The organism is Paenibacillus nuruki (assembly GCF_963311185.1).
In the GTDB taxonomy this organism is placed as follows: Bacteria; Bacillota; Bacilli; order Paenibacillales; family Paenibacillaceae; genus Saccharibacillus; species Saccharibacillus nuruki.
Window position 1 is genome coordinate 18,633 of record NZ_OY725677.1, and the last position, 19,993, is coordinate 38,625.

General features: G+C 38.7%; 19 protein-coding genes. 7 read left to right on the top strand and 12 right to left on the bottom strand.

Features of this window, described 5'->3' with window-relative positions:
- Positions 1-72 precede the first annotated feature (72 nt).
- The 6 genes from RCP16_RS00115 to RCP16_RS00140 all read right to left on the bottom strand — a co-directional run bounded on the left by RCP16_RS00115 (position 73) and on the right by RCP16_RS00140 (position 8,345).
- On the bottom strand, positions 73-969 hold the full coding sequence (locus RCP16_RS00115; RefSeq protein WP_069325690.1) for a carbohydrate ABC transporter permease: 897 nt from the start codon (positions 967-969) through the stop codon (positions 73-75).
- Positions 970-1,073: 104 nt separating this feature from the next.
- Positions 1,074-2,405, bottom strand: coding sequence for an ABC transporter substrate-binding protein (locus RCP16_RS00120; protein ID WP_308641381.1), 1,332 nt, complete (start codon positions 2,403-2,405; stop codon positions 1,074-1,076).
- Positions 2,406-2,612: 207 nt separating this feature from the next.
- Positions 2,613-3,896: an extracellular solute-binding protein gene (locus tag RCP16_RS00125; RefSeq protein WP_308641382.1), complete on the bottom strand. Its 1,284-nt coding sequence runs from the start codon at positions 3,894-3,896 to the stop codon at positions 2,613-2,615.
- Between the two features lie 20 nt (positions 3,897-3,916).
- The gene (locus RCP16_RS00130; RefSeq protein WP_308641383.1) at positions 3,917-4,900 is read right to left on the bottom strand and encodes a substrate-binding domain-containing protein; all 984 of its coding nucleotides are present in this window, start codon (positions 4,898-4,900) and stop codon (positions 3,917-3,919) included.
- Between the two features lie 22 nt (positions 4,901-4,922).
- On the bottom strand, positions 4,923-6,707 hold the full coding sequence (locus RCP16_RS00135) for a sensor histidine kinase (RefSeq protein ID WP_069325686.1): 1,785 nt from the start codon (positions 6,705-6,707) through the stop codon (positions 4,923-4,925).
- A complete protein-coding gene (locus tag RCP16_RS00140) occupies positions 6,708-8,345 on the bottom strand; it encodes a helix-turn-helix domain-containing protein (protein ID WP_308641384.1) in 1,638 nt (545 codons plus the stop codon).
- A 192-nt stretch (positions 8,346-8,537) separates the two neighbouring features.
- On the opposite strand from RCP16_RS00140, the gene RCP16_RS00145 reads away from it, so the two are divergent.
- Positions 8,538-8,915: a protein kinase family protein gene (locus RCP16_RS00145; protein ID WP_308641385.1), complete on the top strand. Its 378-nt coding sequence runs from the start codon at positions 8,538-8,540 to the stop codon at positions 8,913-8,915.
- Between the two features lie 237 nt (positions 8,916-9,152).
- Entirely contained in the window at positions 9,153-10,412 is a 1,260-nt protein-coding gene (locus tag RCP16_RS00150) for an MFS transporter (protein WP_308641386.1), read from the top strand.
- 31 nt (positions 10,413-10,443) lie between these two features.
- Here the strand turns inward: RCP16_RS00150 and RCP16_RS00155 are convergent, their stop codons facing one another.
- Positions 10,444-11,343 (bottom strand): LysR family transcriptional regulator, encoded by a 900-nt coding sequence (locus RCP16_RS00155; protein WP_308642424.1) that lies wholly within the window; start codon positions 11,341-11,343, stop codon positions 10,444-10,446.
- 144 nt (positions 11,344-11,487) lie between these two features.
- On the opposite strand from RCP16_RS00155, the gene RCP16_RS00160 reads away from it, so the two are divergent.
- Positions 11,488-12,156: an O-methyltransferase gene (locus RCP16_RS00160; protein WP_308641387.1), complete on the top strand. Its 669-nt coding sequence runs from the start codon at positions 11,488-11,490 to the stop codon at positions 12,154-12,156.
- A gap of 8 nt (positions 12,157-12,164) precedes the next feature.
- Here the strand turns inward: RCP16_RS00160 and RCP16_RS00165 are convergent, their stop codons facing one another.
- Positions 12,165-12,608, bottom strand: a complete 444-nt coding sequence (locus RCP16_RS00165; protein WP_308641388.1) for a rhodanese-like domain-containing protein — start codon at positions 12,606-12,608, stop codon at positions 12,165-12,167.
- Positions 12,609-12,795: 187 nt separating this feature from the next.
- On the opposite strand from RCP16_RS00165, the gene RCP16_RS00170 reads away from it, so the two are divergent.
- From RCP16_RS00170 to RCP16_RS00185, 4 genes are all read left to right on the top strand, one after another.
- Positions 12,796-13,065: a LysR family transcriptional regulator gene (locus RCP16_RS00170; RefSeq protein ID WP_308641389.1), complete on the top strand. Its 270-nt coding sequence runs from the start codon at positions 12,796-12,798 to the stop codon at positions 13,063-13,065.
- Positions 13,066-13,074: 9 nt separating this feature from the next.
- Entirely contained in the window at positions 13,075-13,692 is a 618-nt protein-coding gene (locus RCP16_RS00175; protein WP_308641390.1) for a LysR family transcriptional regulator substrate-binding protein, read from the top strand.
- 143 nt (positions 13,693-13,835) lie between these two features.
- A complete protein-coding gene (locus RCP16_RS00180) occupies positions 13,836-14,765 on the top strand; it encodes a manganese-dependent inorganic pyrophosphatase (RefSeq protein ID WP_308641391.1) in 930 nt (309 codons plus the stop codon).
- A gap of 105 nt (positions 14,766-14,870) precedes the next feature.
- Positions 14,871-15,314 (top strand): RrF2 family transcriptional regulator, encoded by a 444-nt coding sequence (locus tag RCP16_RS00185; RefSeq protein WP_308641392.1) that lies wholly within the window; start codon positions 14,871-14,873, stop codon positions 15,312-15,314.
- Between the two features lie 108 nt (positions 15,315-15,422).
- Here the strand turns inward: RCP16_RS00185 and RCP16_RS00190 are convergent, their stop codons facing one another.
- From RCP16_RS00190 to RCP16_RS00205, 4 genes are all read right to left on the bottom strand, one after another.
- Positions 15,423-16,646, bottom strand: a complete 1,224-nt coding sequence (locus RCP16_RS00190) for an ABC transporter permease (RefSeq protein ID WP_308641393.1) — start codon at positions 16,644-16,646, stop codon at positions 15,423-15,425.
- Entirely contained in the window at positions 16,630-17,991 is a 1,362-nt protein-coding gene (locus tag RCP16_RS00195; RefSeq protein ID WP_308641394.1) for an HlyD family secretion protein, read from the bottom strand. Before RCP16_RS00195 ends, RCP16_RS00190 begins: the two co-directional genes overlap by 17 nt.
- A gap of 90 nt (positions 17,992-18,081) precedes the next feature.
- Positions 18,082-18,765 carry a MarR family winged helix-turn-helix transcriptional regulator gene (locus RCP16_RS00200; RefSeq protein ID WP_241669443.1) on the bottom strand — a complete coding sequence of 228 codons (684 nt, stop codon included), beginning with the start codon at positions 18,763-18,765 and terminating at the stop codon, positions 18,082-18,084.
- Positions 18,766-19,005: 240 nt separating this feature from the next.
- Positions 19,006-19,968 (bottom strand): bile acid:sodium symporter family protein, encoded by a 963-nt coding sequence (locus tag RCP16_RS00205; protein ID WP_308641395.1) that lies wholly within the window; start codon positions 19,966-19,968, stop codon positions 19,006-19,008.
- Between the last annotated feature and the right edge of the window lie 25 nt (positions 19,969-19,993).

Below are 19,993 nucleotides of genomic sequence, written 5' to 3' on the forward strand. Positions count from 1 at the left end.
ACGCTCTGATAACCCGCGATGTGGAGTCAGACCGATTGAATAATGTGATTTACATCAATTAGGGTAATTCTATTAATTCATTTCGACTGTTTCCTGACGCATAATACGCTGTAACGCTACGGTAGTAATCAACGACATGATCAAAATGACAACACCAATTGCCGCTCCATAACCAAAGTGGAATTGTTGGAAAGCCATTTGATAGAGATAAGAACCCATAACTTGCGTCGAATTATCCGGACCTCCATTGGTCATAATCATAACGATCACAAATGAACCATTGAGCGTAGTCATCATAATATTCAGAACAGATACTTTGATCTGTTCCCAGATCAGCGGTAGCGTAATATGAGTGAATTGATGCCACTGCCCTGCACCTTCCAGTGAAGAAGCTTCATAATACGATTCAGGAATACCTTGAATCGCTGCAATCAGCAAAATCATATAGAAACCAATACCTGCCCAGATCGAAGGCGGTAATAACATCCAGATCGTATGAAAAGGAAAGCCTAACCATGCTGTTTTGACTTCAGTGCCTGTAATCAATGAAAGAATCGAATTGAGAAAACCGATCTGTGGATTATAGATAAACGCCCATAATACCCCGATGACAACAACAGAAATGATATTTGGAATAAAAAAGATAGAGCGGAAAAATAAAGCGAATTTGAGACGGAAGCGAGTTAATGATACTGCAAAAAAAGTAGCTAACAACATAATGCCGATCATTTTACCAGCAACCAGAAAATAATCATTACCGATCGCTTGCCACATAATCGGGTCATGCATCAGATCGACAAAGTTTTTGAGACCGATAAAGTCTTTATTTTCAGAAGAACCTGACCAGTCAAATAAAGAGTAATATAATGCCTGTATAATCGGGTAGACCATAAACAGACAGTATAGAATAAGCGTAGGTAAAATAAAGGTTAAAATAAATACATTCCGTTGCCAATGTCGTGAAGTCATAAGTACACCATCCTTTTCTTCGATCCCGCCTATTTAATATCTAAAAGTAAAACAGGAGACAACCGGATGATAAGCATCGGGCCGTCTCCTGTAGTGAATAGATATTAATTAGCTGCTTTTTGAGCGGCAGCCGATACGCGTTCAATCCATCCGTTAGGATCAATAGTACCGATCGTTAGTGCGACTGTAGCATCATTCATTGCTTTTTCTACATCAGCATTGAACGTAATGGTAGGTACGACAATGGTATCTTTAGAATTCAGATATTCTGCGGCTTGTTTTACAAAAGCAGGCGCATTAGAAGCACTGATATCTCCTTTGATATTAGAAGGAGCACCACTTAATTCAGCCCATTGTGAAGCTTGTTTTTTGGCGAAAATAAATTGGATAAAAGCATAAGCAGCTTCTTTATTTTTGGCTTTGGCAGCGACACCTACTGTAGCTGTAGAAGTGACTGCAATAGATTTACCACCGGGTTTCTGAGTAATAGATGGCATAAATCCAAAGTCGAACCCTTCAGGGACATCTTTGGACATTTCATTAGGCATCCATAATCCGTTAGCAATAAAAGCATCTTTGTGTTGCAAGAATAGCATTTGAGAATCGGTATGATTTAACTGTACAGCGGCTGGATCGATAATACCGTCATCTCGCATTGTGACGATCTGATTCAGTGCTGTCATCACAGCAGGGCTTTTGAATGCTTCTGGATCATTAGCAGCTATTTTTTGCAAAATAGAGAAATCATCATTATTGGCAGACACCATCGCCGGATACAAGATAGAGTTGTTAATATAATAAGGATAGATCCCTGTATGAATAAATGGCGTAATACCTTTAACTTTAATCTCTTTGCTTACAGCGACAAAAGAATCGAAGTCTGTTGGTGCTTTCCAGTTATTATCTGCGAATAATTTTTTGTCCCAGAAAATACCCCATGAACTTAAAGCGAGTGGAATATTATAAGTTTTACCACTGTAATCTTCAGGCGCTTGAGTAAGAGATTCAGAGATCAGATCACCATCAACGGTTTTGGCTGTTTTGTACCATTCGGTTAAGTCTTCTAGTTGTCCGTCTTCAATCATTTGACGAGCATTCAGACCCGCACCATCAATATATACAAAATCAGGTGGATTACCACCTATCCAGCGGGGTTTCATTTGATCGTTGATTTTCGGTCCTGCGCTGACTTTAATCTTCAGATCGGGGTTAGCGGTTTGGAATTCCTCGACGACTTTTTTCCACCAGGCATCACCATAACCACCTACAAAATATTGAACTTCAAAATCTCCTGTCAGTCCTTTACCTGATGAAGCTGTTGTTCCTGTGCTTGCCGTTCCACTTGCTGCATCGTTGCTACTACCACAACCTGATAATGTAAATACAGTCAGCAATGCCGCTGCACTTAATACAGATAACCTTTTTTTCCATGACATAAAAAATCAAACCCCCTATTGATAATTTAAATCACGCTAAATGTTAGTCCTGCAACGATTTGGCGTCTTCATTTATCATAAAGGATTTGATTATAAGATTATATTGAATATATTATTTTAAATCTTGAATATTTTACGAGATATGAGTTTTATTCGTTAATTATAGGTTAAATATAGTTACTTACTATGTTATATATGTGATATATTTCACTGAGTAGGGATCTGATAGAGTGTTTGCTGTCGTTCGGCGTATTGTTGTACTTGATTCAGTGCAGCTTGTGGAGTAACACCATTGTATAAAATAGCATTACCCATTTTGCGAGTTAATGCCATAATATCTCCCCATTCCGGTTGTTGAAGTGGATAGAAGTATGCACTTTCCAATCGTTGAATATCAGCTTCCATGATAGGGTCTTCCAAAGACAATTTACTCGCTACCGTAGTGGTTACTGGAATCATCCCTTCTTGCCGTATCATTTCTTCATAATTCTCATCATTGTATAAATAATCTAAAAACGTAGATAAAGCTTCTCTATTCGTATGATCTGTTTTAAATGATAACATCACATCTTGCACACCAAAATTCATTGGAGGCTGACCGTCTTTTACCGGAATGGCCCCATTACCCCACGCTGTATTTGGAAATTCACGTTCTGTGACAGAAGCAAAATAATTGCCACTGATCATCATGCCTAATTGCCCATCACCGAGAATACGTTGTTTTTCATCTCGAATGGTAACGGTCGGTTCAGGATCGGTTAATCCTTGTGTATATAATTGCTTGAGGTACGTAAGTCCGGCAACATTTTGTGGGGAATTAATATCCCATTTTCCGTTCTTCATCCAACCCCCGCCTGCACCAAAAAAGAAATACGATAAATAAGCAGGAATTTCATTATCGGTTAAATCGACACCAAAGCCATAAGCTCCAATCGCTTTGAGTTTGATTGCATCTTGCGTCAATTGTGACCATGTCTGTGGAGAACGAGTGATACCGGCTTGTTGAAAAAGATTTTGTTCGTAATACAACTTGCGAATTGTAGCTACATAAGGAATCGCATACTGTTTCCCCTGAATACGATCAAGCTTGGATAAATGAGGTGAAAGTTTATTTTTAAGATCATCGGATATTAGATCATCCATATTGTTGAGTAAGTCATCATGTCCAAAGCGAGCATACATATTCATATTCAGTAAGTCTGGCGGATGTCCTTCACTAATCATCGATGTATATACGCCGTCGATTAGATCCCAATTGACCACTTGTAGCTCTACTGTAATCGAAGGATTTTCACGCATAAAGTTACGAACCAGCTTTTCCAGTAAAGGCTTGGTACTTGAACTATACTCGGCAGCTACAAATTGGATCACGGCTTGTTGCTCGGTAGTGCCCACAGGAGCAGGAGCAACCGCAGATGATGTACAGGCACTGAGCAGCAACATCAAGCATAAACTACCAAGCGTTATCCCAATCAAACGATTAGATCGCATAGATTAACCATCTTTCTGTTTTATTTTTCGTAGAAAGGAAATAGTAATTTTTGATTTTCAGGCGTATACATTGTTGTTGGTGTAATCACTGTCGAAGGAATCATCGTGATAGAGTGTTGGCTGCTTAGAGAATTGGAATCGGTAAGAACTTTTTGCACAGCCAGATACCCCATATTAAAAGGTTTTTGTACAATTAGAGCATCTAACGTTTTTTCCTCTAGCAATTCGATCTCATAAAAAGAACTATCAAAAGCGATAAACATCATCGAATCCAGGTCACGTTCTTTGAGTGCACGAGCAGCACCGACTGCAATAGGTTCATTCATAACGATCAATGCATTAGGTCTAGGGTATTCATCAAGTAATTTGGTAGTGAGTACATAGGCTAGTTGTTCTGATTCTCCGGAATAGTATGTCGTTGTGTGACTATTAGCTACTGCACCCAATACTTGCTTAATTCCTTGTTCACGTGCTTTGAAAATACTAGAAGATTGATAATCGCCAATAATCGCTACATAAGGTGCACTATTGGTCTGATAAGCCGCCATTCTCCCTGCTTGCATCCCCATCTGCACATGATCACTAGAAACAGAAGAAGGCGCATTGTTTACAGGTAAAGGCGTATCCATCACCACTACAGGAATATGGGCATTTTGTAGACGAGTAATCCCATTCAGTACACGTTGATCATTCAAAGGAGCAATAACAACAGCACGTGGCTTAAGAGTCAGTGCGTCTTGAAGAGCATTTAACTGACTATTGATATCTGTATCATCGAGAGGGCCAGAGACTAGAAATTGAACTCCTTTTTCTTTGGCTGCTTCTTCAGCACCACTACGTACGGTTTGCCAGAAATCCGATTGAGGACTATTGGACTTCAGAATAATCATAATCGTTCCTTCTTCTTCATGAGCTGAGGTGAACCAGACAAAATAACTAATAATATAAAGTGCTCCTGCGACTAATAAAATAGCGATCCACCAGATGATACGTTGATTCCTCATACGCAATCTCACTTTCTCTTTTTCACAAAATAACAGGTACGCGGATCGTCACGATAGTACCTTCGCCAAGTACACTGGTCATCGTCATTCCATACGTTGTTCCAAAATAAAGTTGAATCCGTTCATTCACATTGCCAATTCCGATACCATGTTGTGTATTCGTAGCTACCGTTCCTTGAGTCACTTCAGCTAATCGTTCCGCACTCATCCCCAATCCATTATCTCGCACTTCAAAAATCAATTGCTCATCTTCTTGCCATGCTGAAATGTAAATGATTCCGGGTGTCGTCTTGCTACGAATGCCATGATAAATCGCATTTTCGATAAAAGGTTGAAGTAGAATTTTGACAGTTTTATAGTGCAAAATATGTGAAGGAATATCAAATACATAATCTAATTGCTCACGGTAACGCATTTTCTGAATAAACAGGTACTGACGAATATGTTCGATTTCGACTCGGATCGATACCAATTCTTGATCACGAGTAATACTAGCACGGAACATTTTGGCAAGAGCAGAAGTCATATCGACCACTTCTTCATGCTTTTCTTGTTCAGCCATCCAGATAATCGAATCTAACGTATTGTAGAGGAAATGAGGATTAATCTGTGCATGTAAAAGCAAGAGTTCAGCTTTACGCTTTTGCTCACTATTTTGGACAGTTTCATCCATCAGATGCTTGATTTCGTTGACCATCACATTGAACGATTGACCTAATTGATTGATCTCATTATCTTCTTCAAGGGAAGTCTGGATATGAAAGTTACCCAATTCAACTTGCTTCATATCACGCTGTAATCGTTTGATCGGTTTGGTTAAATGTAAAGATAGCAATAACGAGATCACAATCGAGATTCCGATACCTAGCAGAGCATACAGTAAAATAGAATGTTGAATAGAAGATTTGTTAGCGATCAGATCATCACTGTAAGTAACCCCTACGATTTTCCAACCTAAGCCAGTATCCTGTACCGAATAGATTCGTTTGCCTTTGGTATCATCGACTGTAAACGATTGACCACTTGAAGTACTTAACACTTGTGGAATTTCTTCTGTGGCTAGACTGCTATATAACAGTTGTTGTTGCGGATGATAAATAATATTGCCTGTACCATCTACAATAAAGACATAGCCTTTTTTGCCTAAATAAATCTGGCTACACATCTCGTCGATCACACTTAAATTCAGATCCACCACAAAAATACCTTCAGGCGTAATCCCATCATTGCTTTTAAGTTCACGACTGAGTGAGATCACCCAGCGATATTCACCCCGAATTACATTTTGAATATGAGGCGGAGAAACGATCGACTTGCCATTCATTTTCTGTGCATCGATATACCATGATTGTTGCTTGGGATCGATATTAGGATTGAGTGCGGTAATTCGGCGATCAGATACGGTGCGACCGTTGTAGCCAAATACCATAATCGAAGCGATATCGTTACGGCTATACAGAATATTTTGAAATAAATCAGAGATCCGCTTCTCATACGGACGACTATCGCTTTTGCTAATAAAGCTATTGCTCGAAATATAATAGGTGACATCTTTATTGGTTAAAGCGAGTAATGAGATATTTTCCATATTATCAATATACGATTGGATATTGGTATTGACCTGACGCATAATTTCTTGAATATACACCTGAGAATTCTGTTCTGCGGCATCAACAGTCAACCGGTAATTGTTAAGACTGATAATCGCGATCACGATCAGAATCAGACCGGAAAAAGCAACCAATAAGCTGGTCGTCAAGCTTTTCCATTTCCAGGTGGTAAAGATTCTGAATAGATCACGTAGCATTTATGGGGACAACTCCTTTACTTGCCGATGCTGTTCCCGATATTGTTTGGGAGTAGTACCTGTATGCTTTTTGAATGAAGAACTAAAGTAATTGGGATCGGTATAGCCTACCTTTTCAGCAATTTGATAAAATTTATATTCAGTCAAACGCAGTAATTCTTTGGCTTTATCCATCCGAACACGTGTTAGATACTCTACATAGGTCAATTCAGTATGTTGTTTAAAAGCTTGGCTGAAACTGCTTGTACTCATAAGCACATGACTGCATATTTCTTGCAAAGATAAATGGGCTTCAGCATAGTGTTGTTCGATATAATAGATGGCTTTTTGAATATGTTGCTGGCTATGAATCTGTGTCTGTTCGTTAAGAAGAGTAAATGTAGCATAAAGAGCATCGTTCCATTGTTGCAACATCTGTTCTAGTGTAGGAGCAGTGAGCCACTGAGATTGCTGAATCCAATCATTCCAAACTGATTCTAGCCCTAAATGAGATAACCAATCTTGTATGCGTGCAGCGACCTGTCGGAATTGTGAGCGACATTCAGTAGGTGTTGTTCGCTGTAGTATCATTTGCTGTGCCATATGTTGCGATGCACGTTGTGCTTCAAGCAGATGATTGTTGCTTAACTGCGCTACGATGTCTTTTTCCCAATCGGTAAAGCTTATAGAAGGGAGTAAGGACGGCTGAATATCAGAGAACGACAACAGAGTACCTGTCCCCAAAAGAAAGCCATAATCTAAAGCTTGGATAGCTTGTTGATATTGCTGAGGAATATCCAACAGATCCGAACAACCTGTGCCGACTCCTGTTGTAAATGGGATCGTTACATCTGGATGATCCAAAGCATACAACTGCTGAAATACAGCTTCGATCTGTGCAGACATTGTAGATGCAGATTCTTGATCGACAGCAGTTGAAGCGAATAGATACACACAGCGAGATGAATAGATACAAGAAGCAAAAACGAATGTAGCTGGTAAAATAGTCGGTAACACACTAGAAAGTTGTTGATCCAGTTGTAAGACATGTTGCAAAGAAGGAGATGTAGCATATTCTATCGTATGGTCGATATCCGGTTCGATCACAGCTATATAATAAGGAGAAGCAAGAGGAGGTAAAGCAAATTGAATTCGATGTTGTTCCCATTCTTCATGATCGACTCCTGACGTTAATACTTTGTCCCAGAAGCGTTCTTTCAGTAAAGGTAGACTTTGTGACCATTGATCATGTAATAGGTCGATATTGTTATGCAATTGACGTTGATCATCCATTTCTAGCTTAATCTGTTGTAATAATGTACGAATTTCTTTGGCGGTAATCGGCTTAAGGATAAAATCAGATACTTTTAACCGAATGGCTCTTCTAGCATATTCAAATTCGTCAAATCCAGTTAGCAGTATCATTTTGATATCTGGATAGTGATCATGTACAAATTCAGCAAGTTCTAATCCATCAACAAATGGCATACATATATCAGAAATAATCAGATCAGGTGGATCAGCGACAATAGCGGCTTGCGCTTCAAGCCCGTTGGCATAGTCACCAGCCCATTCAAATCCATGTGTTGCCCAATCAATCCGAGTCTTTAGACCTTCACGTATAATGACTTCATCATCAACTAACATCACTTTGTACATAAGGTTCTCTCCTCTCCAAGCTTCTGACATTTTTGACAAAATATTTATCAAAGAGTAACTAAAGTTAGTGGTATGTTATATAATGTATCTTTATTTATAAGTTATTATCACGTAGGAATTTGTTCACTTTATCATGTTTTAAAAAGACTGACAACTGCTATTGTGACTATATCAACAGGAAGGAAGATGCACATGAAATCCAGTAAAGAATCGATATCATTAGAAGATATTCAGCGCTTTTTTCAAAAAGAAATCAGCTTCGAATCAGACTCATTGTCTATCAAGCAAATACATAAAGGATTTTCCAAAGATCAGAAATATATAATTGATGACAGATATCTATTAAGAATGTTCTCATCTGATGAAGTTGTGCAGCGACAACAAGAAGCAGACACAATCAAACAGTTAGCGCAGTATTCTGATACTATTCCGAAAGTAATACAATTCGGATTATGGGAAGAGTGTGAATTGGGATATATGTTGCTAGAATATTATGATTTTTTCCAAAACTCTATTCCGTCATGGTATAATCAGTCAAATTATTTAAATAGATCGACAAAGGAGAAATAAACAATGTACATATTACAACGACAGCGAAGCATCTCAATGGATCTCAACGACTACGTAATAACAAGGATTACCATATCCCAAAATATCAGGAATAGACACTGGATCAGACCATAGCTATGTATAGACTGGATCAATATGTGAGTAGCTCTACATTTTAAAAGCTAGTAAACCACGATAAGAACATACATAGATTTATGATGATCTGAAAGGTGTCTTTGTCCTCAAGGAGACCTACTTATGAATAGCAATACTCATTTCTGGAAATATCCTTCTATTTTGCTTACAGGTGTAGCCATTGCAAATATTGGAGATTGGATTTTTTTGATAGCGCTGAATCTAACGATGCTTGATATGTATGGATCACCACTTGCTATCGCAGGACTGTATATTCTCAAACCATTTGCCACCTTATGTACCAATAGTTGGGCAGGGAGTATGGTCGATCGGCTGAATAAACGTCGCTTAATGATTGGGTTCGATCTGGTGCGAGCAGTACTTATTTTCACCCTTCCTTTTCTTCATCATATTAGCTTGATCTATATCGTTGTGCTGGTCATTAATATGGCAAGTTCTATCTTTAAACCTACATCCATGGTATACACCACCAAGTTAATTCCAACAGAATACCGTAAACGATTTAATTCGATTCAAAGTTTGATTCATTCCGGTGCTTTTCTAATTGGACCAGCGATAGCAGGTTTGTTATTTTTGATCACCAGTCCTCAAATGGCTATTTTCGGCACTGCACTAGCTTTTGGTGTGTCTAGTATGATGACATGGATATTGCCTGATTTAGAAAAGAAAACTGTTACAGTGGATGAGTCTATACATAACGAACAATTAACCAAAATGACAAAGTCCAGTCGTTCTTGGCAAATGATTAAGCAAGATTGGCAATTAGTAATTAGATTTAGTCGGCAAGCTTGGAATGTGATGTTAATTTATTTTCTTTTTCAAATATTGATGGTGGTCGCGGCAGGACTAGATTCGATGGAAGTCGCTTTTGTCAAAGAAGTATTGTCAGGTACAGACAGTCAATATAGTTATCTGGTTAGCGTAGCAGGGATAGGATTAGGGGTTGGCGCACTGGTGAATATGATAATCGTGAAGCGTCTAACAGTAACGATATTATTGACGGTTGGTGCAATTGGATTTGGCACAGGTTATGTGATCTATAGTCTATCGGATACTTTTGCAGGTGCCGCCGTTGGATTTTTTGTATTAGCTTTTTTTATGGCATTTATGAATACAGGATTTATGACTTTTTATCAAAATCATGTACCTATCGATATCATGGGACGGATCAGCAGTATCTATAGTCTGGTCGCAGCTATAATGCAAATTCTATCTGTGTTTATACTGGGGTTAACTGCGCAGTTATGGTCGATTTCGTGGTCAGTGATTATCGGTTCATGTATTCTGTTAGGTATCACTTTGGTGCTTGCTCTGGCGGTTCGTCTCTATATGCCGATGTCTCCACCAGAAGAAGCAACATAAATGATTGAATGCTTAAATAGATAAGAATCATTTACTTTACCATAGAACTATCCTGCCGAATTGTATGAACAAATTGCTGACTGGCTGTAGATAAAGGCTCATGGAGACGAGTGCAAATAGCAATACTATTTTGCAAATACACGTCGTTGACGAATACACGTGCTAATTGTCCTCGTTCTACATAGTCTCGTACCACGAATGAAGACACAAAGTTAGCACCATAACCAGCAATAACGGCTTGAATCGCTTCTGGCAATCCATTAAATTGTAAAGGAATCTGCGGAGGAGGGGTATTGTGAGTTCGACATAAGGCTAATAAACGCTCTCGTGTCGAGCTACCTTGCTCACGCATTACAAAAGGTTCTTTCATCATCTCTTGTAGTGAAATATGTTGACCGGCATAACGATGATTAGGTGCTACAACAAACCAGAGTTCATCTCGAAATAGTTCTTCTGCTTGAATATCTGCTGTCTGTTCTTCAGCAAGTCCTCCATAAATCGCAATATCGACTTCCATTTGTAATAACTGACGTAAAGCATCGGTAGAATTGGTGGTGGTTATCGTCATATCTACATGTTCATATTGTTGCTTGAACTTGGCGATCCATGTAGGCAATAGAAAATGAGCGGGCAAATAAGTAGCCGCTAAACGAATCTGCCCACGCTGTCCTTGATGATACTGCTGGATCCATTGTTCGACCTGTCCAGTTATCGCAAAAATACGCTGTGTAAATCCCAACAATTCTTTAGCTTCGATCGTTAAAGCAATCCCTCGCCCTTGCGGAATAAATAAAGTAATCCCTATGTCTTTTTCCAACTTTTTAATCTGTGTCGTAATCGCAGGCTGACTAATATTTAATAGATTAGCAGCTTTAGTTACACTGCCTTGGATAGCAATCGTATGAAATAAATAAAGAGCATGCATATTCAACATTACTATTATCCCTACTTTCGTATGTATTCATATATTTTAGATATAAATAACCATAAATTATATATTATTAATATGAATAAGTACAAGGTACAATACTTATAGGAATCACAAGAAGCCTTTATAAATAGGAGGACGATAAGTATGAGTGATATTCAAGTATGGAGTCAGATGGATCACTATATTGAAGAGAACCTTATTCCCAAAGATGCTATTCTAGAACAGGTATTAATTAACAATCAGCAAGCCTCTTTACCCGAGTATGATGTATCGCCTGCTCAAGGTAAATTACTACAATTAATCGTGATGATGAACAAGGCCAAACGTATTTTAGAAATAGGTACATTGGGTGGATACAGCACCATATGGATGGCGCGTGCTTTACCTGTAGATGGACGGATAATTACACTAGAATATGATCCTCACCATGCCAAAGTAGCCGGGCAAAATATTAAATTGGCTGGACTAGAGGACAAAGTTGATATTCGGATCGGTGATGCATCCGAACAATTAGGCCAGATGGAAGCAGAACAAATAGAAGCTTTTGATATGATTTTTATTGATGCAGACAAAAATAATAATGCTCGTTATCTACAATATGCTTTGCAAATGTCTCATCCGGGTACTGTTATCATCGGAGACAATGTAGTTCGAGAAGGAGCTATTTTGGATCAACACAGTAATGATGGCCGTGTACAAGGGATTCGCCAATTTTATGAATTATTAGCTGAAGATCCTCGTATCACGGCTACATCTATTCAGACGGTAGGTAGTAAAGGGTATGATGGTTTTGCGATTGGAATTGTCATCTAGTTAGTGGATTAGATAGACCAGTACATCGGAGCTTCTACACCTAATGTACCTTCAACAGGTCCGCCTTCTTTACGCCAGTATTCGATTCCACCGAGTAATTCTTTAACTGGAAATCCGAGGCGGGCTAATTTGGCAGCGGCTTTGGTTGCTCCATTACAAGCAGGACCCCAGCAGTACGTTATAATCGTTGTGGTTGGATCTAAATGGGCTGTCGTTTTCTCATTGATCTGTCGACCGGTAATATGGATTGCACCCGAAATATGACATTGCTGATAAGTTGATTCGTCTCGTACATCTACTATTACAAAGGGCGGATTTCCTTTTTGACAATCGATCATGACATCGGCGACATCTGTTTCATAAGCAGCTTTAGCTGTGAAATAATTGTACGCATCGGTTGTATTCGCAGCGGGTGTTTCAAGTGTAAGGGAAAAGCGTGGAGAATGGTTCATCAGTAGACAACTCCTTCAGTCGTAGGTTATGTTGAACACGGATAGGCTATCGATGTTCTGTTATGATTGTACAAAAGACAAAGCATACAAGTACTGTAGAGTTATAGATACCCACTATCGATCTTATCGATAATACATACGCTATGCGAACAATACAGTACTATCCTTGGGCAAAGGAGTAATCTTAATGGAACTGTTATATCTCAAAACATTTTGTGAATTGGTCAAATGGGGCAACTATACACGTACTGCGCAAGAGCTAGATTATGCGCAATCCAGTGTGACCCATCATATTCAGCGATTAGAACAATTGTATGGTGGACAGCGCTTATTTCAGCGCAAAGGAAATGTTGTGATTTTAACCAAAGTTGGACAAAAGCTGTTACCCTATGCTCGTCAAATGATTGAATTGCAAGAGCAAGCGAAGCAAGCACTTTCTACTATAGATCTGGATTAGACTACACTGATGATAGGTACGATTGAGAGTCTGTCTTTATATTATTTGCCATCTATCTTAGAACAGTTCCGGCAACATTATCCACATGTACAAGTCAAAATTATTTTAGATCAAGAACAGCAGTTAATTCGCCGTGTGCGAGAGCAACAATTAGATATTGCTTTGATTTTGGATACACCATGTCAGGCATATGGTATCGAAGCCATATCTCTTTTTGATGCACAAATGAGAGTCGTTATGCATCCACAGCATTCGTTAGCAAATAAATCTTCTGTATCTTCGCGAGATCTGCATCAACAACCGTTGATTGTGACGGAAGAAGGATGTACGTATCGAGCGTACCTTATCGACAAAATGAAATCACAAGGACATGCCAGTGATATTCATTTAGAACTCGGAAATATCGAAGCCATCAAGCAATCGGTCGCTAAAGAATGGGGAATCGCCTTTTTACCTCAGTTTGTGTTGGAACAGGAAAGAAATAATCAGGCACTATGTATAGTGCCTTGGGCAGAAGAAGATCCACAATTATACAGCCAAATTATTTACAATTCTACAAAATCATTGAGTAGTATAGCGACAGAATGGGTTACTTTATGTAGAGCGCATTCGATAATGAAAGTATAAAAATAAAAATTTATACAGTTATTCCTATACATTTAATAGGAATAAACTTCATTTTCATTTGAAATCAAGGTATACTATGGAAGGAAACTTTGAAAAAAGGATTATCTTTTTTTCGCCAAAACAGATTACGAAGGAGTGTCATTATGTCAAAAGTATTAGTTTTTGGTCATAAAAATCCGGACACGGATACGATTACAGCTGCGATTGCGTATGCAGCATTGAAAAAAGAATTAGGTGTAGATGCTGAAGCGATTCGTCTAGGTGAAGTGAACGGCGAAACACAATACGCTTTGGATTATTTTAAAGTAGAAGCTCCACGTCTTGTGGAAAAAGTAGCTGTAGAAGCGAAAGAAGTTATTTTGGTCGATCATAATGAGCGTCAACAAAGCGCTGATGATATTGATGAAGTAACAGTTATCGAAGTGATCGATCATCACCGTATTGCTAATTTTGAAACAAGTGGCCCGTTGTACTACCGTGCAGAGCCTGTAGGTTGCACAGCGACCATTTTGAACAAATTATACAAAGAGCATGGCGTATCGATCTCCAAACAAAATGCAGGATTGATGTTGTCTGCAATTATCTCTGATTCGTTGTTGTTCAAATCGCCTACATGCACACCACAAGATGTAGAAGCAGCGAATGAATTGGCTCGAATTGCTGAAGTGGATATCGCTAAATATGGTCTGGATATGCTTAAAGCTGGAGCAGATCTGAGTGACAAAACTGTAGAGCAATTGATCACTTTGGATGCAAAAGAATTCCAAATGGGTGATGCTAAAGTTGAAATCGCTCAAGTTAATGCTGTAGACGTTAATGATGTATTGTCTCAACAAGCAGCGATTGAAGCAGCACTAACAGCGGTAATCGAGAAAAAAGGTCTGGATCTATTTTTGTTCGTAATCACAGACATTTTGAACAACGATTCTGTTGGTCTTGCTCTAGGTAAACGTACCGATGTTGTCGAAGAAGCATACCAAGTAAAACTTGAAAATAATCAAGCAGTGCTTAAAGGTGTAGTTTCTCGTAAATCTCAAATCGTACCTATATTGACAGATACATTTGCTAAATAATAAAATCGTATGCTACATAAGCATATTGTAATCACGAAGGCGGTTGGAGCTAGATTCCAATCGTCTTTGTTGTACATCATATAGGTGTAGGAGGACATATTATATATGAAGACACAAGCTAAATTGATCGGACCTGCACGCTTTAGTGTGGCAGTACATACCCTTGCTGGACTGGCTTCAAATGGGGGGACGTTATCCAGTGCTATGATTGCAGCTCAAGTTCATTCTCATCCTACCTTTTTGCGAAGAATATTAGCGACGTTAGCCAGTCACAATATTGTAGACACCCGTGAAGGAAGAGACGGTGGTTATACGCTACGTATACCTGCGGATCAATTAACATTGTCTGCTATTTATCTAGCGATTCGGATAGAGCAACCTATTCATGATCTATCTCAGCCCGATGGGATTCAAGATAGTGAAAAGATGAATCAACGGCTAAGTAGCATTATGAAAGGAGCCGAACAACAAGTGATCGATTATCTTGGGCAGTATACACTAGCTGATGTAATCGATGATTCAGATATCACAAAGATGCCTGATAAGTAACTCGTATTAGATCTATTAAAGTAATCATTACGATATAAAACCACCTATTGATCAAAAGCCTGTAGCCTCTTGATCGATAGGTGGTGGTTGAACGATGATATGATTTTATTATCCTTTGGATGGTTCCGGTGTAGGTGTGCTTATAGCAGTAGGTGGAGCACCGGGAAATGGCTTTTCAGAATGAGCAGGTGAAGATGTTTTTTGAAGTTTGGCTAGTTTTTGCTTTTCCCATAATCCTCTAGCAACGACTAGCATAGCCAGAACAGCTACATACAACATCATCGAACCTAACTCAGGTAACATTTCTTGAAAAGAAGCTCCTCGTAATCCCATACTACGAAGAAATTTGAACATCCATACAAATGGGAAAAAGTCACTAATTTGCAAAGCTAAAGGTGGAAAAAGTGCTCTTGCCATCGTACCACCTGATAGTACAAAAGCAGGCATAAAGATAAAGATCATTCGCCCTATCGCTATGCCTGGATGTGCGGCTCCCCAAGCTACCAGTATATTAATACAGACAGAACCGAATACATAGAGTGCAACAGGGATCATAAATAAAGCCACATTGCCTTCAAATCGACTACCACCGACCCATTTCAAAACCCCCATCGCAAAAATCAATCCTGCTGTTGAGAACAATACATAAGGTAATATACGAATAAGTGGATTGAATGGATTACGGAGTTCACCCGCTAATCGATGCGATACCCGAAGTCTAGCGATGATAGGAAGACTGTTAATATTAAGCATCATAAACGAGAACATACATATAAATGTAAGAATAGACGTATTGTCGTAACTACTGGTCGGATTGAACAATGATCTGACTTCTACCGCCAGATTACTAGCTGTTCCTTGTGCTTGCTCTATACTCATGCCTGTTCTGGATAAGGCAGGGATAGCCAATTGCATATTTTCATAGCCTGTAATTTCTTGCATGCCGGTTCGAATAAAGGTAACCGCTTGAGAATTGGTATTATCTAAAATCAACCCGATTCGATTCGGTAAAGAGCGATTATGATTTTCTTCAAGTCCTTTGGGCAAAGAAATTACAGCTAGATATTGCTCATGGTAAAAGTAAGATTCAGGATTATTCGTATAGGAAATAATCTGATCGACCTGTATATATTGAGAAGCATCTATCTTCTGAATCAATTGCCGGCTATAGGAAGTATTATCTTGATCCACTACAATCACTTTGGATTCATTGATCTGGCTGCTTGGCAGTAGCAAAGAGTAAGCTAACACAGCTACCAATGGGAAAATGATCGCAATGATAGGATATTTCGATTTGATTAGATAATGCCATTCATCAAGAAGTGATTTCATCAATATTCACCTCAGTAGTCATGCCGGGCAATAAGCTAGCTGACTTGTCTACATAAATACGAACCTGAAAAGTAGCCACATCGGCTTCGCCTTTTTCGCGTGCCATTTTAAGATTTGCAAATTGAGGGGCTGCGGTAATATAACGAACTTCACCATTTAAGTCTTTGCGAAGAGCAGGAATATTCACTTTTATTTTTTGTTTAGCATGGAATTTGGTGGCTTGATCTTCACTCACATAAAGATCAAAATACATTTTATTCGTCTCTAAGGTAACGATAGGTGCGCCTTGACTGATATTTTCGCCTACTTCTGTACTGATTGCTGTAATTTTACCGTTACTTGGGGCTTTGAGAATCAATCTTGATTTTTTGAGCAATAATGTTTTTAATTCGATTTGTTGTGCATCTTTTTGTTGTTGAAGTAAATCTACAGCAAGTTCTTGATCTGCTAATTGTTGACGTGCTTGTTGAACAGTATCCAATTGGGTCTGAGAAGTCTGAATCGCTAATTCTGCACCATGCAATTCTGTCTGTGCTTGCGTTACACTTACATTTGCCTGATTGGATTGTTCTACTGCTTGTTGGGTACGTTCATTAGCTTGTGCTCGTTCTTCTAAAGTTGCACCGTTATTCAGCTTCGCTAGTGCTTCTTTTTGTTGGTTTAATTGATTTTTAGCAAGGGTCAAAGACTGTTCTACATTGTCCATATCGGCTTTGGTACTGAGTCCGGAATTGTATAATTTTTGTGTACGATCATAATTGATTTGAGCCGTTTGAAGACTTTGGGTCGCTGATTGGATGGCAATTTGTTGTTGCTTGATATCTTCTGCTCGTGCACCATTGTTGACTTCTTTTTCAGCCGCTTGTACTTGACGATGAGCAGACTGTGCTTGGCGCTGAGCCGCTTGAGCACTTTTGAGAGCAGACTGACTTTTACTCTGAGATACTTGGGATTGTTCTATCGCTAATTGGGCTTGTTTTTCCTGTGTGCTTGCTTTGGAATAACCCAATTGAATCGATTTTTGCTGTTGCATGATTTGTGTATCATACTGTTTTATTTGTTTTTGAAGTTTTTCAATTTGCAAGTCGACATCTGTAGAATCAAGAGTCATTAAGATGTCTCCTTTTTTAACTATTTTTTCTTCTGTAAAAGGAATGTTGACGACTTTACCACCTACTTCTTCAAAAGAAACATGGACGCTATCTGAACTTAAAGTAGAACTTTTGGAAGTTTGTGAGACTGTAACTTGATCATGCCCTTTGGCTTGCAACAAGAATCCACCACTGAGTAAACATACAATAGAAATAACAGGAATAATAAGACTAGCCACTTGACTGCGATTCATGAATTAAACGCTCCTTAATCTAATATAGAGAATGTTATAATGGATTTCTGAAAATAAAGTAAGTCGGCTAACTAAATGATGGAAAAGACACTATTTATGTCTGATCTGATACGAGTTATAGACTTCTTCACCTTCAGGAATACCTAATTTGATTTTTTGAAGCAATAACAATAGCATTTCTTTTTCTTCTTCAGAAAGACCGCTCATAATTTTAGAAGTACTGAGAAAATGAACAGGTAATAACTCATTCATTAATGCCATGCCGGTATCTGTAAGATGCGCAATACTCATACGACGATCAGAAGGGTGATCTTTTCTAAAAATCAGATGATCACGTTCCATACGTTCTAACAATCCCGTTACGGTTGCTTTGGTAATACCCGCTCTTTCAGCTAGTTCTGATGCAAGAAGCCCTGTATTTTGATTACGATATAATAAGATCAATAGAGCGAACTTGCCACTAGAGACATCGAATTTTTCAAATCCATTTGAACTGACTTTGAAAATGTTAGAAGCGGTACGCATAAAAAGAAGCATGGCTTCTGTAGCCGAAATATCAATTTCAGGTACAGATTTTGAAAATTCTTGAAGCATTTCTCTGGTAGGTAGATCACGTATATCAAAGTCCATATCTAATTCGTCCCTTTCAAACAGATTAGCCGTCATATCCATGTATAGTGAAGCAATTTCGACAGCTGCCCGATTCGTTATCACCTGATTATACAATGGAAGTTCTTGAGATGTCTCATGTTCTGACGAAATTAAATAATCCAAAAATACCAAACTCCTTCATTGTTTATTTTTTAGTAAGCCGGCTAACCATTTGACAAAAAAATATAGAACGACTTTTAGAATAGGATTGTGATTCCTTTAGCTACGTTATAATAATTCAAATTTATTCTTTTGACAAGCTAAATATTTTTGAATATCCTACTTCTTAGCATCCCCAAACCTGAAGAGACGCATATGTAAACGCCATCTCCAGAAGGGAACAAGATCATTTTTTAGCTGTTATTATTTCTTAATCCAATCGGTTGTCTGTTGCTCTTCTTTAGCAGCGCGACGTGCAAACCATGTGGCTAACAATGATCCGGAAATATTATGCCATACACTGAAGATTGCGCTTGGAACAGCCGCTAAAGGATTAAAGTGAGCTGCGGCAAGACTTGCACCTAGCCCTGAATTTTGCATACCAGTCTCAAAAACGATCGCTTTACGTTGAGCAGGATTCATACGGATCGCTTTGGCAAATAAATAACCAAGCAGATATCCTAGCCCATTATGTAAAATCACTACTAGGAAAATCAATAATCCTGTTTCTACGATTTTGTCACGATTTAAACCGACCACTATCGAGACAATCAGTACGATTGCGAGTGTAGATACAAAAGGCAACGCCACGGTAGCTGCTTCAGCTTGTTTGCGAAATAATGATTTTACGATTACACCCAGTACAATCGGAACGATAACTACTTTAAGAATATCAAGAATAAGACTGCTTGCACTGATATCCATCCATTGTCCAGCAAGTAATGAAATCATCGCAGGTGTAGCTAGTGGAGCAATCAAAGTCGATACAGAAGCAATAGATACCCCAAGCGCTACATCTCCTTTGGATAGAAAAGTCATCACATTAGAAGATGTTCCACTTGGACAACAACCGACTAGAATAACACCTACAGCAATATCCGGTGGAAGTTGTAACGCAATTGCTAGACCATACGCAAGTAAAGGCATAATAATATAGTGTCCAACTACCCCGAGCGCTACATCCAGTGGACGGCGAAAAACTTCGCGGAAGTCAGCGGAAGATAATGTTAACCCCATACCAAACATCACAATTCCAAGCAATAACGAAATCTGTCCTTTCAAACCGATAAATAAAGTGGGCATAAAAAATCCAAGTAAAGCAAACAATATCACCCAGATCGAAAAGGTATCTCCTACAAACTTACTTACTTTGGCTACAGCATTCATGATGTGATCTCCTATTCTACGTAAT